Source organism: Streptomyces sp. NBC_00078, assembly GCF_026343335.1.
GTDB lineage: Bacteria > Actinomycetota > Actinomycetes > Streptomycetales > Streptomycetaceae > Streptomyces.
In genome coordinates this window covers 7,293,896-7,309,614 of sequence record NZ_JAPELX010000001.1, presented here as the reverse complement: position 1 = coordinate 7,309,614, position 15,719 = coordinate 7,293,896, and the positions used below count along the sequence as shown (strand labels likewise).

The 15,719-nt window shown below is 73.7% G+C and carries 8 protein-coding genes and 1 pseudogene; 4 read left to right on the top strand and 5 right to left on the bottom strand.

Annotated features, from left to right (window positions below):
• Positions 1-6: 6 nt before the first annotated feature.
• From OOK07_RS34060 to cyc2, 5 genes and pseudogenes are all read right to left on the bottom strand, one after another.
• Entirely contained in the window at positions 7-954 is a 948-nt protein-coding gene (locus tag OOK07_RS34060) for an aminoglycoside phosphotransferase family protein (RefSeq protein WP_266800300.1), read from the bottom strand.
• A 48-nt stretch (positions 955-1,002) separates the two neighbouring features.
• Positions 1,003-2,130, bottom strand: a complete 1,128-nt coding sequence (locus OOK07_RS34055) for an aminopeptidase P family protein (protein WP_266800299.1) — start codon at positions 2,128-2,130, stop codon at positions 1,003-1,005.
• Positions 2,131-2,251: 121 nt separating this feature from the next.
• Positions 2,252-2,862: pseudogene (locus OOK07_RS34050) on the bottom strand (LysE family translocator); the annotation flags it as partial.
• A gap of 109 nt (positions 2,863-2,971) precedes the next feature.
• The gene (locus OOK07_RS34045; protein WP_266800298.1) at positions 2,972-3,547 is read right to left on the bottom strand and encodes a PDZ domain-containing protein; all 576 of its coding nucleotides are present in this window, start codon (positions 3,545-3,547) and stop codon (positions 2,972-2,974) included.
• A 231-nt stretch (positions 3,548-3,778) separates the two neighbouring features.
• Positions 3,779-5,947, bottom strand: a complete 2,169-nt coding sequence (gene cyc2, locus OOK07_RS34040; RefSeq protein WP_266800296.1) for a germacradienol/geosmin synthase Cyc2 — start codon at positions 5,945-5,947, stop codon at positions 3,779-3,781.
• Positions 5,948-6,237: 290 nt separating this feature from the next.
• On the opposite strand from cyc2, the gene OOK07_RS34035 reads away from it, so the two are divergent.
• The 4 genes from OOK07_RS34035 to OOK07_RS34020 are packed head-to-tail and all read left to right on the top strand — an operon-like array spanning position 6,238 to position 15,585.
• Complete coding sequence (locus OOK07_RS34035; protein WP_266800295.1) at positions 6,238-6,711, top strand: hypothetical protein; 474 nt, start codon at positions 6,238-6,240, stop codon at positions 6,709-6,711.
• A gap of 14 nt (positions 6,712-6,725) precedes the next feature.
• Positions 6,726-9,530, top strand: coding sequence for a hypothetical protein (locus OOK07_RS34030; protein WP_266800294.1), 2,805 nt, complete (start codon positions 6,726-6,728; stop codon positions 9,528-9,530).
• Positions 9,530-15,253 carry a CHAT domain-containing protein gene (locus tag OOK07_RS34025; protein WP_266800293.1) on the top strand — a complete coding sequence of 1,908 codons (5,724 nt, stop codon included), beginning with the start codon at positions 9,530-9,532 and terminating at the stop codon, positions 15,251-15,253. Before OOK07_RS34030 ends, OOK07_RS34025 begins: the two co-directional genes overlap by 1 nt.
• Positions 15,247-15,585, top strand: coding sequence for a hypothetical protein (locus tag OOK07_RS34020; protein ID WP_266685650.1), 339 nt, complete (start codon positions 15,247-15,249; stop codon positions 15,583-15,585). The genes OOK07_RS34025 and OOK07_RS34020 overlap by 7 nt, the downstream gene beginning before the upstream one ends.
• The last annotated feature ends 134 nt before the right edge of the window (positions 15,586-15,719 follow it).

Genomic DNA, 15,719 nt, shown 5'->3' with positions numbered 1-15,719 from the left:
CGGCCTCTACAGCTCCCCGTCGGCGTCCTCGTCCTCGTCCCGGAATTCCGTCACGCGCTCCAGCAGGATCGCCTCCCAGGCGCGTCGCAGCCGGGTCCGCAGCAGCGGCAGGGGACTGTCGCCGCCGCCCAGGCGTTCGGACAGGCGGATCACCGTGTCGCACCGGGCCAGCCACAGGCCGCGCAGACACGGCCGGGCTCCGTAGCCCGCCAGCGTGGCGGCGCGGACGGCGGCCGGGGAGCCGACGGCGATCGCCAGGCCCGCGATGTCCTCGGCCGGGTCGCCGACGGCCGCGTCGGTCCAGTCGAGGATGCCCCGCACCCGGCCCTCGGCACTGACCACGAGGTGCTCGCCCTTGAGGCCGTGGTGGACGAGGACGGCGGTGCCGGGCTGGGCGGCGAGCTGGACGGCGGCGGAGGCGCTGAGCTGGTGGAGGCGGCCTGGGTCGAACTCGTCGGCCGCGGCGAGGCGCACGGCACACTTCTCGGCGGCCCTGCGCAGGGCCTCCAGGGAGCGCGGGGCGGTACGCGGGACGCCCAGGGTCTCGGCCTGCCGGGCGGGCACCTCGCGCAGCCCGGTGAGCAGCCCCGCGAGGTCGGCCTCCCCGACGGCGGACACGTCGTACTCCTCGCCCGAGCCACCGGGCACCACCGTGTCGAGCGTGTACGTGAGCCCCGGCGCCCACTCCCCGTGCGCCACGCTCATCGGCACCGCCACCGGCAGATGCGGGCGCACGACATCGCGCAGGCGCAGTTCGCGGCGCTGGCGCACGGCGGTCTCGCGGTCGAGGGCGAGGCGCAGCACATGGCGGGTGCCGACCCACCAGGTGGAGTGCTCACCGCCCTCGGCGACGGGCCGCACCTCGGGTCCTGCGGCCCCGCTCGCGCCCCCCTTGAGCAGGGAGCTGACCAGCCGGCGGACGGTGTCCGCGGTGGGTGTCGGTGCCTGGGTCATGGTCGCGCCGTTGTCACTCGAGGGTGGACGGGGGCTCCTTAAGGTGGCTCAGTCCACTATGACCATCTCGCGGTCGGTGTTGTTGAGGCGGCGGCCGCCGTCCTCGGTGACCGTCACGATGTCCTCGATGCGCACACCGAAACGGCCGGGCAGATACACACCGGGCTCCACGGAGAAGCACATGCCGGGCACGAGGGGCTGCCGTTCGCCCTCGATCATGTAGGGCGGCTCGTGCGTGGTGACGCCGATGCCGTGCCCGGTGCGGTGGATGAAGTACTCGCCGTACCCGGCGTCGGCGATCACCGCACGGGCCGCACGGTCGACCTCCTGGCAGGCGGCACCGGGCCGCACCGCCCGGAAGCCCGCCTCCTGGGCCTCGCGCACCAGGTCGTGCACCCGCCGTTCCTCGTCGGTGGGCTCGCCGACGTGGACCGTGCGGGAGGTGTCGGACCCGTAGCCGTCCCTGAGGCCGCCGAAGTCAAGCACGACCATGTCGCCGCGCTCGATGACGCGCTCGCCCACCTCATGGTGCGGGTTGGCGCCGTTCGGGCCGGAGGCGACGATGGTGAAGTCGACCTGTGAGTGGCCGAACCGCCGCAGCAGCCCGGCGAGGTCGGCGCCGACCTCGGACTCCAGGCGGCCGGCGAAGGGAACCTTCCTGATCTCCTCGAACGTCGCGTCCGCGGCCGCGCCCGCGGCCGCCATCAGGTCCAGTTCCACCGCGTCCTTGACGGCGCGCAGCATCGGCAGGGCCTCGGAGAGGGCCGCGTAGGCGGTGCCGGGCAGCGCGCGCTGCAGGCCGAGCAGGTGCATCGCCCAGGCGTTGTCACTGACGCCGAAGCGGCCGGTGCTGTCGAGCAGGGCGGCGGTCGCGGCGTAGGGGTCCTTGCCGTCGGTCCAGTCACGCAGGTTCAGTGCGGACGCGCCGACCGCCTTCGCCGCGTCCGGGGCCTCCAGCGTGGGGACGACCAGGACGGGGGCCCGCCCCTGCGCGAGAACCAGCAGGGTGAGCCGTTCGGTGGCCGCGGTGGGGGCGTATCCGGTGAGCCACACCAGGTCCGGCCCCGGTGCCACCAGGAGCCCGGCGAGACCGGCCTCGGCGGCGGCACCCGCGGCGCGGTCCATGCGGGCCCGGTAGTCGTCGGCGGTGAAGGGCGCGCTCGTGCTGCCGGTCATCCGGTCCTCCCGGGGCGAGTGTAGGGACCACAAGGGACTACGGGCAGCATCCTGCCCGGACAGAGAGGGCCGCGCGACCGGTCTGCGGATCTTTCGGGTGCTTCACCGGGCCGCGGCGTCGGCTTTCCAGGGCGAGACGGACACCGAGGAGCAGCACGCCCCCGGAGACCTGCTCCAGGCGGCGGCGCACCCCGGCGCGGGACAGGACTGGCCCTCATCCGGCCGACGAACCACACATACAGGCCGTGGTAGCCGACCTCGTAGACGGCCCGGAGAGCGGCGAGCGCCACCATCGCGGCAGGTGGGGGGCGCCGTCGGAGACGAACTGCGGCAGGAAGGACATGGCGAAGATCGCCGCCTTGGGGTTGGCGAGGTTGAGCAGCGGCCCGCCACGGTGGGCGGCCCAGCCGCTCTTCTCCTCGCTCTCCCAGCCTCCCGCGGTACCACCCGTGCGCCGCGCCTGCCGCAATGCCTGGATGCCGAAGCCCACCAGGACGACCGCGCCGACGATCCGCATCACGGCGTACGCCGCTTCGGACGCCGCCGGCAGCGCGGTCAGGCCGAACGCTGCGACGACGCCCCGGCCGAAGACGCCGGTCTCGTTGCCGAGCACGGTGAGGAAGCCGGAGCGTCTGCTGCGCAGCGACTGCTTGATGATCAGCACGGTGCTGGGGCCGGGCGAGGCGGCGGTCAGGTGCAGGCGCCGAGGAAGGCGAGGAGGGTGCTCAGCATGAGGATCATCGTGGTCGGTGCCGCGGGGTCGGGCCACTGTTTTTCCCGGCGTATCAGCCCTTCTCCCACCCGGCCTTCCCGCACCCGGTCGACGGAGGCCTCCGGCCGGTCATGTGACGATTCCCGGTACGGCGGTCAACTGCTGGTAGCCGCCGCTGCGATGACGGACAGTCAGGGTGGTCGCGGAACCGGAGCGGGCGTGTGCGACGGCGCGGGCGAGGTCGGCGGCCGAGTCGACACGGGTCCTTCCGAACGCGAGGAGTACGTCACCGCGGACCAGGCCCGCCGAGTAGCCCGGGCCGGGGATGTGGACGCCGACGACCAGCGCTCCCGCCTTCTCGGCGTCGACGGCCTCCAGGCCCAGGGTCGCGGCGGGCGGTGCCGGGGACGCGGGTGAGGCCTGGGCCTGGGCCGATGTGCTGGGGTGGGGCGCGGCAGAAGGCTGCCTCGGTGTCTGATGCTGCAGGTCGGCGAGTTTGCTCAGGCCGATGACCGTGGCGCCGACCGTGCCGAGACCGACCCCGGCCAGCACCAGGACCGCCCCGACGAACAGGCCGAACGCCAGGGCCCTGAGGCGTCGGCCACGCCGTCGCGCGGCGTGCGGGCGCCGGGCGGTGCCGGGCTTGCCACCACCGCCGGGTTCCCGGCCGGGCATCGGCTTGGGACGCAACGCAGTCTGTTCCATGGATCGCCTCCGACTGGAGTGCTACCCGGGGCTTCGGCGCGCGACGAGCCACGAACGAGTGAGACTGACCCGCGGTCAGGTGCGGCCGGGAACCGGGGGTCCCCGGACGCACCCGGGACGGCCTCGCCCTTCGGGCCCGAAGGGGTACGGCGACGGCTCGCGCCCGCACCCGCACCCGATGGTCCGGGCACCGGCGCGAGCCGCGGTGGCACACGTGGCACAGGCCGAGAGTCAGCGTGTGTGGCCTGCGGGCATTGCCGAGGGTGGCTGGTCCGGCAGGAAGGTGTGGGTGCGGCGGGACAGGTAGTCGGACTTGTAACGGTCCACCTGCCGATGCCAGTTGAGAATGCCCGCCATCCAGTTCTGCAGGTCCGTCACATAGCCGGCCATGATCTCGCGGGCCTCCTCCGAAAGGCCGAAGTCGTCATAGGTGATGGGCAGTTCGTGCGCGGCGACGTGCTCGAACTGCTGCATGCGCTGGGTCATCAGGTCATGGATGACGGAGAGTGCGGTCGGGTAGTCGATGCCGAAGAAGTTCTGTACGACGAGGACGGCGTTGTGGATCTCGCCCTCGTACTCGATCTCCTTCTGGTACGAGAAGACGTCGTTGACCAGGCATGCGTAGTCCGCGGCCGCGTTCTCCAGGGAGCGCAGGGGGCCGCTGCGGTAGACCTCGGGCGGTACGGCGGGGCCGTGGCCCATCCGGCACAGGCTCATGGTGAGGTCGGAGCCGAAGGTGGCGCGGCGCATCTCCAGGTAGTCGACCGGGTCGGGGATGCGGTTCTGCAGCTGGTTGGAGAGCTCCCACACCCAGCTCTCGGTCATCACGTCCACCGCGGCCTTGAGCGTGCGCCGTTGGTCCGGGGTCATCTCCGCGGTCGTGCGTACCCACAGGTCGATCAGGCCGCGTTCCATGCCGTTGACCGGGACGAGGGGCTGCTGACCGTCGACCGGCATGCAGTCCGACAGACGCTGTGTGGTCAGCCTGGCGGCGGCCAGGTCGCGTCGGTGGCCGAAGACGAGCGGATAGTAGTCGTCCCCGTACGTGCCCCAGGCCAGCCACTGCGAGCTGAGGTCCAGGGCTTCCGGCGTCGCGTCCGGATCGAGGCCCGCCGCGCAGAGCGGAAGGTCGCAGGAGGCCAGCTTGTCCTCGTCCCAGACGCCCTCCTGGAGGATGCCCGTGTCGTGCGCCCAGTCGGTGAGCCGGTGCCGGGCGCCGTCCAGGTGCGGGCTCAGTTCCACCTCGTAGGGCATGTGGAAGTCGGGCAGCAAAGACGGGCCGACCTTCTGGAACGGCACGTGCGTGTGTGCGCGCAGGCGCTCGGCCCCGGCCGCCGCGAGGAGGGCGCCGACATCCGCGGCGGAGGTGCCGGGCCCGGTCAGGCCGTGCCACGGATTCGTGGACCGCGCGCGGGCGTTCATGTAGCGGCTGGAGCGCATGTGCCACTCGTGGCCGCCGGACTGCCAGTCCTGCAGGCCCTGTGTGTACTTGGCGACGGCGGTGACCTCGGGCGGGGCGAGGCCCGTCTCGAGTGCCACCGCGGGCACTTCGGTGAGCGCGGTGTGCTCGAACTGGTGGAGCCGGGAGGTGAGGACGTCGTTGACGGTGTCGGCGGCCTCCTGCGTGGTGCAGCCGAAGAACGTCTCCAGAACCAGCACGCCGTTGCTGAGCTCGCCCTCGTCCTCCACCTCGCGCTGGTAGGAGAACAGGTCGTTGCGCAGATGGACGGCGTCGGAGAACGTCTCCATCAGCACGCGCAGCGGCCTCGACCGCGCGACGGATGCCGGGACTTCGGCCGTCGCGTACTCCACCAGCCCGGCCGACCAGGGTGCGCCGCCCACCTTGCGGCGCATCTCGATGTACTCGACGGGGTTGGCGATCCGCCCCTCGTTGATGTTGGACAGCTCCCACAGCGACTCGTTGAGGAGGTGCTCGGTGGCTACGGCGAAGCGCTGGCGCCAGTCGGCGGACATCGACGGCACCGTGCGTGTCCACAGGTCGGCGAGGCCGGCCTCCACCGGGTTCTGCGGCTCGGGCATCGCAGTCGACAGGTCCATGGGCATGAACAGCGGCAGCCGGTCGAGGTAGGCCTTGCCGCCGACGCGGTCCTGGGTGCGCTTGAAGGTCTCCAGGAAGTGGTCGTCGAAGAAGAAGACCCACACGTACCAGTCGGTGATCAGGGAGAGGGCCGGGCCGTCGCATTCGGGGTGGGTGTATGCGCAGAGCAGGCCGTAGTCGTGTGCTTCGAGGTCGGACTGCTCCCAGATCCCGGACCCCTCCAGCATGCCCATCCCGCGTGCCCACTCGGTCGAATGGGCACGCGCCTCGTCGACATGTGGGTTCAGCCGCGCGGGGTACGGCATGTAGAAGTGCGGGAGTTCGAAGGGCTGCTGCGTCATGGCCGGGGCCCTACCCGTGGCCCTCGGGGCTCATCCGCGGGGCCGGACATGATCACACCATCGCGTGAATCAGGAGTGATTTTGGGAGTCCCGACGGACTCTTGTGAAGTTCACCCCTACCACCCCTACCACCTCTACCCGCGCAGGTGCGCTGACCGGGGCTGTGGCAGTACTGGCAAGTAGGGGTGGAGGCAAGGCCGTTCAGGTGGCGGACGGCGATCCGTGGGGCCTAGGCTCGGGCGCCACATGGAAGCCGACCGGCCGTAGCGGCCCGGGGGAGGTAGGCCGTCATGACCGAGACACCGCTGCGCGCGGAACTGCTGCTCACCCACGACGTGTCCGCGGAGCTGGAGCGGGAACTGACCGCGGGATTCGCCGAGTTGGGTGCGCCCGCGCTCCGAGTCCGGCGGACGATCGATCATCGCGGCCCGGCCGAACTCCAGTGGCTGGTCCTGGCGTCGCTGCCCCTGCAGGCCTTCCTCAGTGGGCTGGGCGGTGAGGCGGTGAAGGACGGCTACCGGGCGCTGAAGGGCCTCGTGGGGCGCCTGGCCGGGCGCGACGACGCCGCGCTGGTTCAGGCCCCCCGCCCACTGGTGCTGCACGACGAGCGGACCAGGCTGCGGATCGTCCTGGAGGCGGATCTGCCGCAGGGCGCGTACGAGCAGTTGGCGGCGCTCGATCTGAGCCGGTTCGCCGTCGGGCCCCTCCACTACGACCGCGCGCTCGGCAGGTGGCGGTCCGAGCTGGACGAGGCGGCGGGCTGAGGCGCGGCGACGACATGGCCTGCGACGAGGTGCACCACGGATCGGGGGCCGAGAACCAGATGCAGCCCGGCGAACTGAACCGGCTCCGACAGGACTGCGACCAGGGCGAGGCCCTTCTGTCCACCGGGGACCTGACGGGAGCGGAACATGCCTTCCGCGCGGTCCTGGAGCGGGTCGGCCCGCTGGAGGACGCCAGCCCGGAGCCAGGGGCCACGGCAGATGCGGCCGCAGCGGGGCAGGCTTTGCCTGGTGCGGGGCCGGCGGGCCCCGGGACGCCGGAGGACGGCAACCCCGAGCCGGGGAGCGAAGGAGACGCGGCCTCAGCCGAGCGGACCTGGCCTGACGCCGTACCGGCGGACGACGGGACGCCGGTAGACGGCAGCCCGGAAAGGGAGACCGATGGCTCTCCCGATCGGCTGGCCGCGCGGGCGCATGTCGGGCTGGGGCGGCTGTTGCTCGATGCGGGGGAAACCGGGTGGGCTGAGAAGGAGTTCAGGCGGGCGGCGCGGTTGCGACCGGTGGACCGGGATCCGCTGTACTGGCTGGGCTGTTCGGCCGCTCACCGGGGCGCGCATCAGCAAGGTGCCTACGAGCTGGCCGAGTTGAGGTTCACGGAGGTCGTGGAGCGGTGGGACGGGGACGGTCCGGCGCTCGTGCAGCGTGCCTATGTCCGCGTACGGCTCGGCCGCCCCGCCGACGCGCTCGCCGACTTACGGTCCGCTGAGCGCGTCGGCGCCTTGGACGCGGAGGCCCGCTGGGTGCTGGCTGCCCTGTCCGGGGCCACGGCGCATGACGTCGCCCGGCTGCTGGGCGCGGCTGCACGCTCCGCCATGGAGCGTGCCCGGGCCACCGGGCCGCAGGGGCGCTCCCGGGCTGCCGCCGACTGGAGCCGAGCCGTGGCGCTCCTCGACCGGGCGCGCCAACTCGACCCTGGTGAAAGGGAGTTCGCCGTACCCCACGCGGTGGCCCTCTGTCTGAGCGGCCGCCGCGAGGACGGGCTCGCGATACTCGCCACCGCGTCGCGCTCCGCGCCCACCGACCGTCACCTCGCCCACACCTTGGCGGTGATGGCCTGGCAGGCACCGGCCCCCGACGCAGACGGGCACGGCGGCGCCGACAGGGGCGGGACAGGGGGCGTGGGCGACACGGTGGCGCCGGCGGGCGGGCCGAGCGAGAACGGCGCGGCAGGTACCGGCACCGGAGACGGTGAGCACACCTCATCGACCGGTGTGACCGGGCCGCGACGAAGGGCCGACGAAGTCCGCACAGCCGGCGCGCCTCGCGCAGCCGGCACAAGCAGCGCGGGCAGCACAGGCAGCGCAGGCAGTCCGCGCGAAGCAGGCAGCCGGACCCTCCGGATACCTGGTGCGTCCGGTGTCGGCGGTGGCAACGGCGGCAGTGGTGTGGACGTGGCCCACGCCTGGGCGCGGTGTGTCGCGGCGTGGGCCGGCCTCTTGCACGACGCCGTCTTCTGGGAGCACCGGCGCGGCGAAGCGGCGCAGCGGTATGGAGTGAGCGTCGACGACAAGACCCTCGCCGCGCTCCGGGCCGACCTCCAGGCCCGACTCGAAGCCCGAATGCCCGCGCCGGAGGCCGGTGACCGGACCTCCCCCGAGGCGCTGCTGAATCGCGAGATCGAGGCGGCGCGCCTGCTGGCGGAGTCCGGCGGGCTGCCGCTCGCGACCCGTTCCGCGCCCCTGGTCTGCGGGCCGTTACGGATCGTGGAGCTGGGCAGGGAACCGGAGCTGGGCGCGTTCGTCGCTGCGGCGGGCGAGGCGGCACCGGCGCTGCGTCAGTCCTTCTCCCATATCGGCTTCGCTCAGGCCCTGCTCCGTCTCGACCGCCCCGGGGAAGCGCTGGACGCCCTGTCCGGCCTCCGCTGCCCGAGTTGCCGAGTCCGGGGAAGAAGCGGCGCCGACGGCAGGCAGCACGGCGCCGAACAGCCGAACCGCGTCCCCGCCGCCACGGGAGGACCCACGACCCACCCCGCACAAATCACCGGGACGCACGCGGGCGAGCAGCCCGACAGCACGCCCGCCGCCGTCCCGGGGCACACTCCGGCGCCCTCCGGGTCCGCTCGGAGCCGGCCCGCCCGTGCCCCCGTCTGTGAACCCGACTGCGTTCACTTCGACCGGCGCAACCCGGCCTACGTCGGACAGGCCGGCAGGCACGCGCTGTTGCTGCGGGACGGGCGGGCACTGGCGCTGGCGGCACGACTGGCGCAGGCGCGGGCGGCGTTGACCCCGGCCAGGCCCGACGTCCGCAGGGCCGAGGCCGGTTGGCAGAAGGCGCTCGTGCATGCCGAGGCCATCGGGCAGGGCGCCGAGGTCGAGGGGATCGTCGCCGACACGGCGCTCGGCGCGGCCAAGGCGCTGCACCGGGCCGGCGACATCGTCGCGGCGGGCGCGACGCTGGAGGCCGCGTACACCCTGCTCAGGGACAGTCAACCCGACCGCTTGAAAGGGCAGTTGGCGCGCGTGCTGACCGACCGGGGCATCACGCAGGCCAACCGTGACATGAGCCGGCTGGAAGGCCCGGCCAGAGACCTGCGTCGTGCGGTCGAGCTCAACCCGCATCTGCACAGGGCGCAGGCCAACCTGGGCGTCGTACTCCGCATCCTCGGCGCACGCATGCGGTGGTCGGGAAGCCTCGTGGGGTGCAGGAACAGGCTGCAGGAGGCGCTGGACCAGGTCACGGCCGCGTTGGCGCACTTTCCCGGGGATCCTGAACTCACTCGGCTACGGGATCTGGTGGAATCCGATCTCGCCCTGGTTCACTCGGAGTTGGAGCAGGGGCGGATCGGGGGACTGCCGCAGTGATGGAGTACGAGGAACTGCGCTTCCGGGTGCGCCAGACGGGCGTACATCGTCATGTGCTGACGGTCAGCGGGGCAGGCGGCGCCGCGGAGGTGCTGGCGGTGGGCGACCGGCCCGAGGCGTACCGCGAGCGGCTGGAGCAGCTGATCGAGGCCGAGCTCGGCCTCGCGCCCCTGGGCGACCAGGACACCGCGTCCCGACTGCGCGACCTGGGACGGGACGTCTTCGGTCTGCTGCTGGGCAGGCGGGCCGCGGAGTGCTTGGACGCGGCACACACGCAGGTGCGGCGCATGCAGCCGGCGCGCGGACTGCGGCTGCGCTTCGATCTGCCGCCCGCCCTGCGGTCGCTGCCGCTGGAGGCGCTGTGCGCGCCCGCCGCCCGGCCGGGCCAGTCGACGGCCCTGCACGACGGTCTGTCGCTGGTGCGCTCGCTGCCGGGCGGTCCGATCGGCCGACGGCTGCCCGACCCGGAGGACGCGCCGAGCAAGATCCGGCTCCTGGTCGTGCACGCCTCGCCGGACGGCGGGGAACTGCCGGTCGGCGAAGACGAAGTCGCCCATCTTTTACGGGAGTTGCCGCAGGTGGCCGTGGAGACGACCTTGGTGCGTCGGGCCACTCGGGACCGTCTGGAGAGCGCGCTGGGCGAGCGCTCGGATCTGCCGACGGCCGTTTTGCTGATCGCCCACGGTTCGTACGACACCGGGCTCGGCAAGGGCATGGTGCACCTTGAGACTCCGGACGGCCGCACCGACCACGTGCCCTCCGACCTGCTCAGCGGCATGCTGCTGAGGGCGCCCCGGCTGCGTCTGGCGGTGCTCAACCTCTGTTCGGGGGCGGACAGTTCGCACACGGAGCCGTTCTCGGGGCTCGCCCAGGCGCTGATAGGTGGCGGGGTGCCGGCCGTGGTGGCGATGCACGGGCGGGTGAGCGACCGGTCGGCGGGGCTCTTCGGACCCGCGCTGCTCAAGAAGATCGCAGCCAACCAGACGATCGACGAGGCGATGGCGTATGCCCGCCGCAGCATCTCGTACCAGTCCGGGCACACCGCCACCGAGTGGGCGGTTCCGGCGCTGTTCCTGCACGAGGAGTGCCGGCACGGCTGGCTGTTCAAGGCGAAGGGGGTACGCGACGGCGAGCGTGCGGCGCACGATCCGCTGCGGCAGGGCGCCGAGGCGCTGAAGGCCTTCAACGACCCCTTCGGAGACGTGGATTCGGCCCAGCTGATCGAGGCGGCCCGTTTCCAGCGGCTGTGCCGGGAGTGGGAGGGGGTGCGCAACATCCTCGCCACCGACACCCGGCTGTTCCGCGAGGAGCAGGAGCTGTTGCGGCAGGAGGCCGCGTACGAGCTGGCCTGGGCGAAGGTGCAGGGACTGTGCGAGCTGCTCACGGCGGAGGAAGCCCCGGCGGCGCAGCATGCGCTGGCCGGGGTCCGGGCCGCGCTGCCGCACGGCGAGCAGGCCTGGCTGCCCGTCCTGGACCTGGAGGTGCTGGAACTCGCCCGGCTCACCGCGCTGTTGCAGCAGGCTCACGCGGCGGTGCGGGCAGCGGACTGGGCCGGCACCCTCGCCCTGTGCGAGGAGGTCCTGGCCGAGCGGCCCGCCGGGTTCGGTGACGCCGTACGGCTGCGCGACGCGGCCACCAACGAGCTGGCGCTGGCCGACGCGTGCGAACGCGCGACCACGGCGTGCGAAGGGGGCGACTGGGCGATCGCGTCCGTCGCCTACGGTCAGGCCCTCGGCCTGCGGCACGATCACGGTCCGGCGCTGGCGGGAGCGGCCTACGTGCAGGGCCGCACCGCGGAGAAGGCCGGTGACTGGTCCGCCGCGGCGGACGCCTACGCGCGCTGCCCGCAGCTGTACGACGCCGCGGCCCGTGCGTCCCACGCCCGCGGCCGGGCGGCTGCCCTGGCCGGCGACTGGGGCACGGCCCACGAGGCGTTCGAGGAGGCGACGACGCGGTACGCGGACGCCGCCGCGACGGCTCCGGACGTACGGCGGGACGCGACGGCCGGAGGCGTGAACGGGCACGCGCAGCCCAGCGCGGCCGTCGCCCACGGGGTGAGCGCCGGCGCCCCGTCGCGCCTGCACTGCCCCGGCCTTCCCGCCTGGCTCGCCTACGCCGCCGCGCGCGTCGCCGAGGTCCAGGAGAGATGGGAGGAGGCGGCCGAGGGGTTCTCCGTGGCCGTCGGCTTCGACGACGCCCTCCTGCGGGCCCATCACGCCCGTGGCCGCGCGGCCGCCAAGGACGGTGTCTGGCCCGAGGCACTGGCTTGTATGGAGGCGGCCGCCGGGCTGCGAGTGGAGGCCGAAGAGGCGGACATGCCGGCCGGGCCGGCGGACGGTCTGCCGGATCCCGGGTCCTGGATCCCGGAGTTGCGGGAGCGGGTGCGCGAAAGTGCGGCCGTCGCCGCGGAGTCGGGTGAGTGGGCTCGGGCGCTGGAGTGTCTGCGGCTGTTGCCGGACACGTACGAGGACACCAGGGCCCAGTGCCGGTTCGCCGAGGGCCGGGTCGCGGAGGCGGCCGGCGAGTGGGACGCGGCGGCCGCGGCGTACGACGACGCGCTGCACCCCGACGCGCCCGCCCGGCGGCACTACGCCCTCGGACGGTCCTCGGCCCTGTGCCAGGAGTGGGACACGGCTCAGGAGCACTTCGCCGAAGTCCCGGACCGTATCCACGACTTCCCCGAGCCGGCCGCCGCGCTGCGGCTGTACGCACAGGGCCGGTCGGCCGCCGCGCGCGGCGACTGGAGAGCCGTCGTCGAGGACTTCGGCGGGCTGCCGGACAGCCACGCGGACGGCGATGTCGGCCACCGGCGCAGGTACGCGCGCGCACGGCTCGCCGAACTGCAGGAGGCTGCCAGGGAGGACACCTGGACGTCGGTGCTTGGCCACCTGGACGACGTACCGGACGAGGCACTGGACGGGGCGGTGGGCCTGCTGCGCCGCAAGGCGACCGGGCTGCACGCACTGAGCCAGGCCGAACTGGAGCGTGCCCGGGGCCTGTTCGAGCCGTATTCCGAGGACGACGAGGAGTTCGCGCGGCTGCACGGCTATGTGCTGGCGCGGCTGCACGAGCGCGACGAGGCGTGGCGGGAGGCGCTGGCCGCCTACCGTGCGCTGCCCGGGAGCCATGCCGATGTGGCGCCGCGCTGCCGCTACGCCGAGGCGCGGGTCGCGGAGGCGGTCGCCGAGGGCGCCGAGCAGTGGCGGGCCGTCCGGGAGGCGTACGGGGAGCTGGCGGACGCCTTCGCCGACGACGGCGGTTTCGCCGACGCCGCGGTACGCGCCCAGTACGCGCGGGCCCGGCTCGCCGAGGCCGAGGGCGACTGGGAGGAGGCGTGCCGCAGTGCCGACGCGCTGCGCGCTCACGCCGACGCGCCCCGGGTCGCCGCCTATGCGCGGGGCCGGCTGACGGAGAGCCGGCGGGACTGGCACCGGGCGGTGGACGCCTTCCGCGCGAGCGGGCCCTACCGGGACGCCGAGGCGCGGCTCGCCCACGGCGAGGGCCGGCTGCTGGAGGAGCAGGGCCGGTTCGCGGCGGCCGCCGAGGCGTACGAGCGGGCCGGCGGGGCTCACGAGGGGGCCCGTGCGCAGGCGGCGCGGCTGCGCGGGGTGCTGCGGCTGGCCTGGGTCGACGGCGCGATCGGCGAGCCGCTGGTGGCGGATCCGTTCGCGCTGCAGGACGAGACGTTCCCGTATCTGGCCCTGCGGGACGCGGGCGTGGGCCCCGGCTCGTCGATGGACGTGGTGAACGAGGTGTCGTTCACGCTGATGGAGCGCCAGGACACGAGCTGGACCTGGCCGGAGCGGGTGGCCTGGGACCGGCTGCGGGTGCCCGCGCGGCGGCTGGAGCTGGACGCGCTGCTGTACCGGTGGCACGCCCCGGCCGCGGTCCGCGAGGCGGTCGCGCACCTCGCACCGGGCGACGGGCCCGACCCGCTCGTGGCCCTCTGCGAGCGGTTCCCGAGGGACGCCCCGCTGCTGCTTCTGCTCGCCCGCGGCCGGGAGGCGGCCGTGACGGCCTGGGAGGAGCGGCTGACGGGCACGCCCGGCGACATGGCGGTGGTGCACGGGCTGGCCGTGGCCCGGCTGTGGCAGGCGCGGGAGCTGGAGCACAGCGGCGCCTGGGAGCACGCGGTTCGGGCCTGGGAGCAGGCGCTCGCGTACTGGGCCGCGCTGCTGAGCGACGAGGGCTACTGGGACGGCTGGCGCACCGAACGCGCTGGCTGCTACCAGCGCGCCGTGTCGCCCGACGACCTGGCGCGGCTGCGCCGGGACCTCAGCCTGCGGCTGTCCGACCGGCTGGCGGCGGGCGAGGAGACACACACCGACCAGGACCGGCCCGAACAGGCCGCCGCATACCGGCGGTTGACCACGCTGTTCGAGGCGGAGCTGGGCGGGGCGCGGGTTCTCAAGGAGGTCGGCGGGCTGCCGACGGTGCCGGGTACGGCCGTCGCGCTCGCCTGCGGGCCCCAGTACCTGCACATGCTGCGGCTGGAGGTGCCGCTGGCCGAGCGGGTGGCCGAGCTGAGCACGGCCGCCCAACACGGCCACGATCCGGGCGAGTTCACCGTACGCCGACTGCGCTGGGCGTTCTCGGCGCTGGCCGGGGCGTACGCGCTGGCGGAGGCGCACCGGTTCGAGGAGGCGCTCGGGGCGCTGCCCGAGCTGGCCGCGCTTCCCGATCTCCCCCAGGACTGCGCGGGCCCGGGCGTGGCGCCGGGGACGCACATCGAGGGCTGCGGTCACTGCGAGGGCTTCGTGCGCGGCGACCCGGCGTATCTCCAACTGCCGCGCAGGCGGGCGCGGTTCGTGCAGGACGGTGCGGCGCTCGCGGTGCATGCCCGGCTCGCGCTGGCCCAGGCGGCCCTCACCAGCGGCCTGGGCGGGCTCAGCCGGGCCGTGGAGCACTGGGGGCAGGCGGTGACTGCGGCGACGAACGCCGGGATGCAGGGCCGTATCACGGGAGCGGTCGTCCAGATGGTGCTCGGCCGTGTCGAGGCGCTGATCGACACGCCGGGCGAGCAACGGGACGCCGCCCTGGACGAGGCGGTGGCGCTGATCGAACAGGTCAAGCCGGTGCTGCAGCCGCTCGCCCGGGAGTTGGCGGCCCAGCTGGACGCCCAGTTGTCGCTGATCCTGTCGATGCGCGGCGTGTGGCGCGCCTCCACGCGCGCGCGGTACGGCCTGCCCCTGGACGCTCCGGCCGGTGAGGCCGACCTGCGGCGGGCGCTGGAGCTGAACCCGGAGTCGGGCCACGCACGCGGCAATCTGGTCCGGGCCCTGGTGTACACGCTGGACGAGCGCACCAGTGACCCCGTGGAGCAGTTGGGGCTGCTGGAGGAGGCGATCGGCCTGCTGCACACCGGACTTCGGCAGCAGCTGGCGCACAACTACCGGGAGACGCTCGCCGAGGCGCTGAACGCGCTGGAACGGCTGGTGGCGCTGCGGATCGGCATCGACGGACTGGCCGAGCTGATACGTGCCACGCACCACGACAAGCCGGAGAACGAAACCGATCCCGCCGCGCTGGCGGAGAACCTCGTGGAGCGGGCGCGGCACAAGCGGGAGCAGCAGGGCGACCCGGCGGTGGCCGTGCACCTGCTGATCCACGCGGTCCGCACGGATCCGTCCTCGGAGCGGATCCGTGGCTTCCTGCTGAAGGCGGTCCATGGCTGGCGCGACACCCTGCGGGGCCCGGGGCACGAGGAGGACGGCACATGCTGATCGAGGATCCGGCCGGCGGCCCGGCCCGTACGTCGCCCTACGCGGCGCTGGCCCCGGTGGGCGTCACACCGTGGACGACACACGAAGAGATGCAGGACGTGGCCTTCGAACTGCTGGGCAGGGGCCTGATGTCGCCCCAGACCCAGCAGGCGTGGAACGACCTGCGCAGCACCCGCCGCCGACTGCTGGCCGATCTGTTCCTGTACGACATCGGTGACGCGCCGGGCGCCGAGGAGGCGCCGGCCGGGCGCGGGGATCCGGAGCGGCCCGCGGGACCACCGCCGGTGTGGGCGGCCAGGCTGCTGGACGACCTGATCCGGTTCGACCGGTGAGCGGCCGTGGCGCCGGGCATGCCGACGGTCGTCCGCGGTCACGTCGTGGCCGTGGCGCCCGCGCGGCGGAACCGTACCGGGAAACAGCCCCGCGCCCTGTCGGGGCACTGCGGCACCGTCGCCGAGTCCGTTCG

What these genes read in the sequence shown, in the direction of transcription:
- OOK07_RS34060 (WP_266800300.1), bottom strand. Translation starts at nt 954, where the DNA reads ATGACCCAGGCACCGACACCCACCGCGGACACCGTCCGCCGGCTGGTC.
- OOK07_RS34055 (WP_266800299.1), bottom strand. Translation starts at nt 2,130, where the DNA reads ATGACCGGCAGCACGAGCGCGCCCTTCACCGCCGACGACTACCGGGCC.
- OOK07_RS34045 (WP_266800298.1), bottom strand. Translation starts at nt 3,547, where the DNA reads ATGGAACAGACTGCGTTGCGTCCCAAGCCGATGCCCGGCCGGGAACCC.
- cyc2 (WP_266800296.1), bottom strand. Translation starts at nt 5,947, where the DNA reads ATGACGCAGCAGCCCTTCGAACTCCCGCACTTCTACATGCCGTACCCC.
- OOK07_RS34035 (WP_266800295.1), top strand. Translation starts at nt 6,238, where the DNA reads ATGACCGAGACACCGCTGCGCGCGGAACTGCTGCTCACCCACGACGTG.
- OOK07_RS34030 (WP_266800294.1), top strand. Translation starts at nt 6,726, where the DNA reads ATGGCCTGCGACGAGGTGCACCACGGATCGGGGGCCGAGAACCAGATG.
- OOK07_RS34025 (WP_266800293.1), top strand. Translation starts at nt 9,530, where the DNA reads ATGGAGTACGAGGAACTGCGCTTCCGGGTGCGCCAGACGGGCGTACAT.
- OOK07_RS34020 (WP_266685650.1), top strand. Translation starts at nt 15,247, where the DNA reads ATGCTGATCGAGGATCCGGCCGGCGGCCCGGCCCGTACGTCGCCCTAC.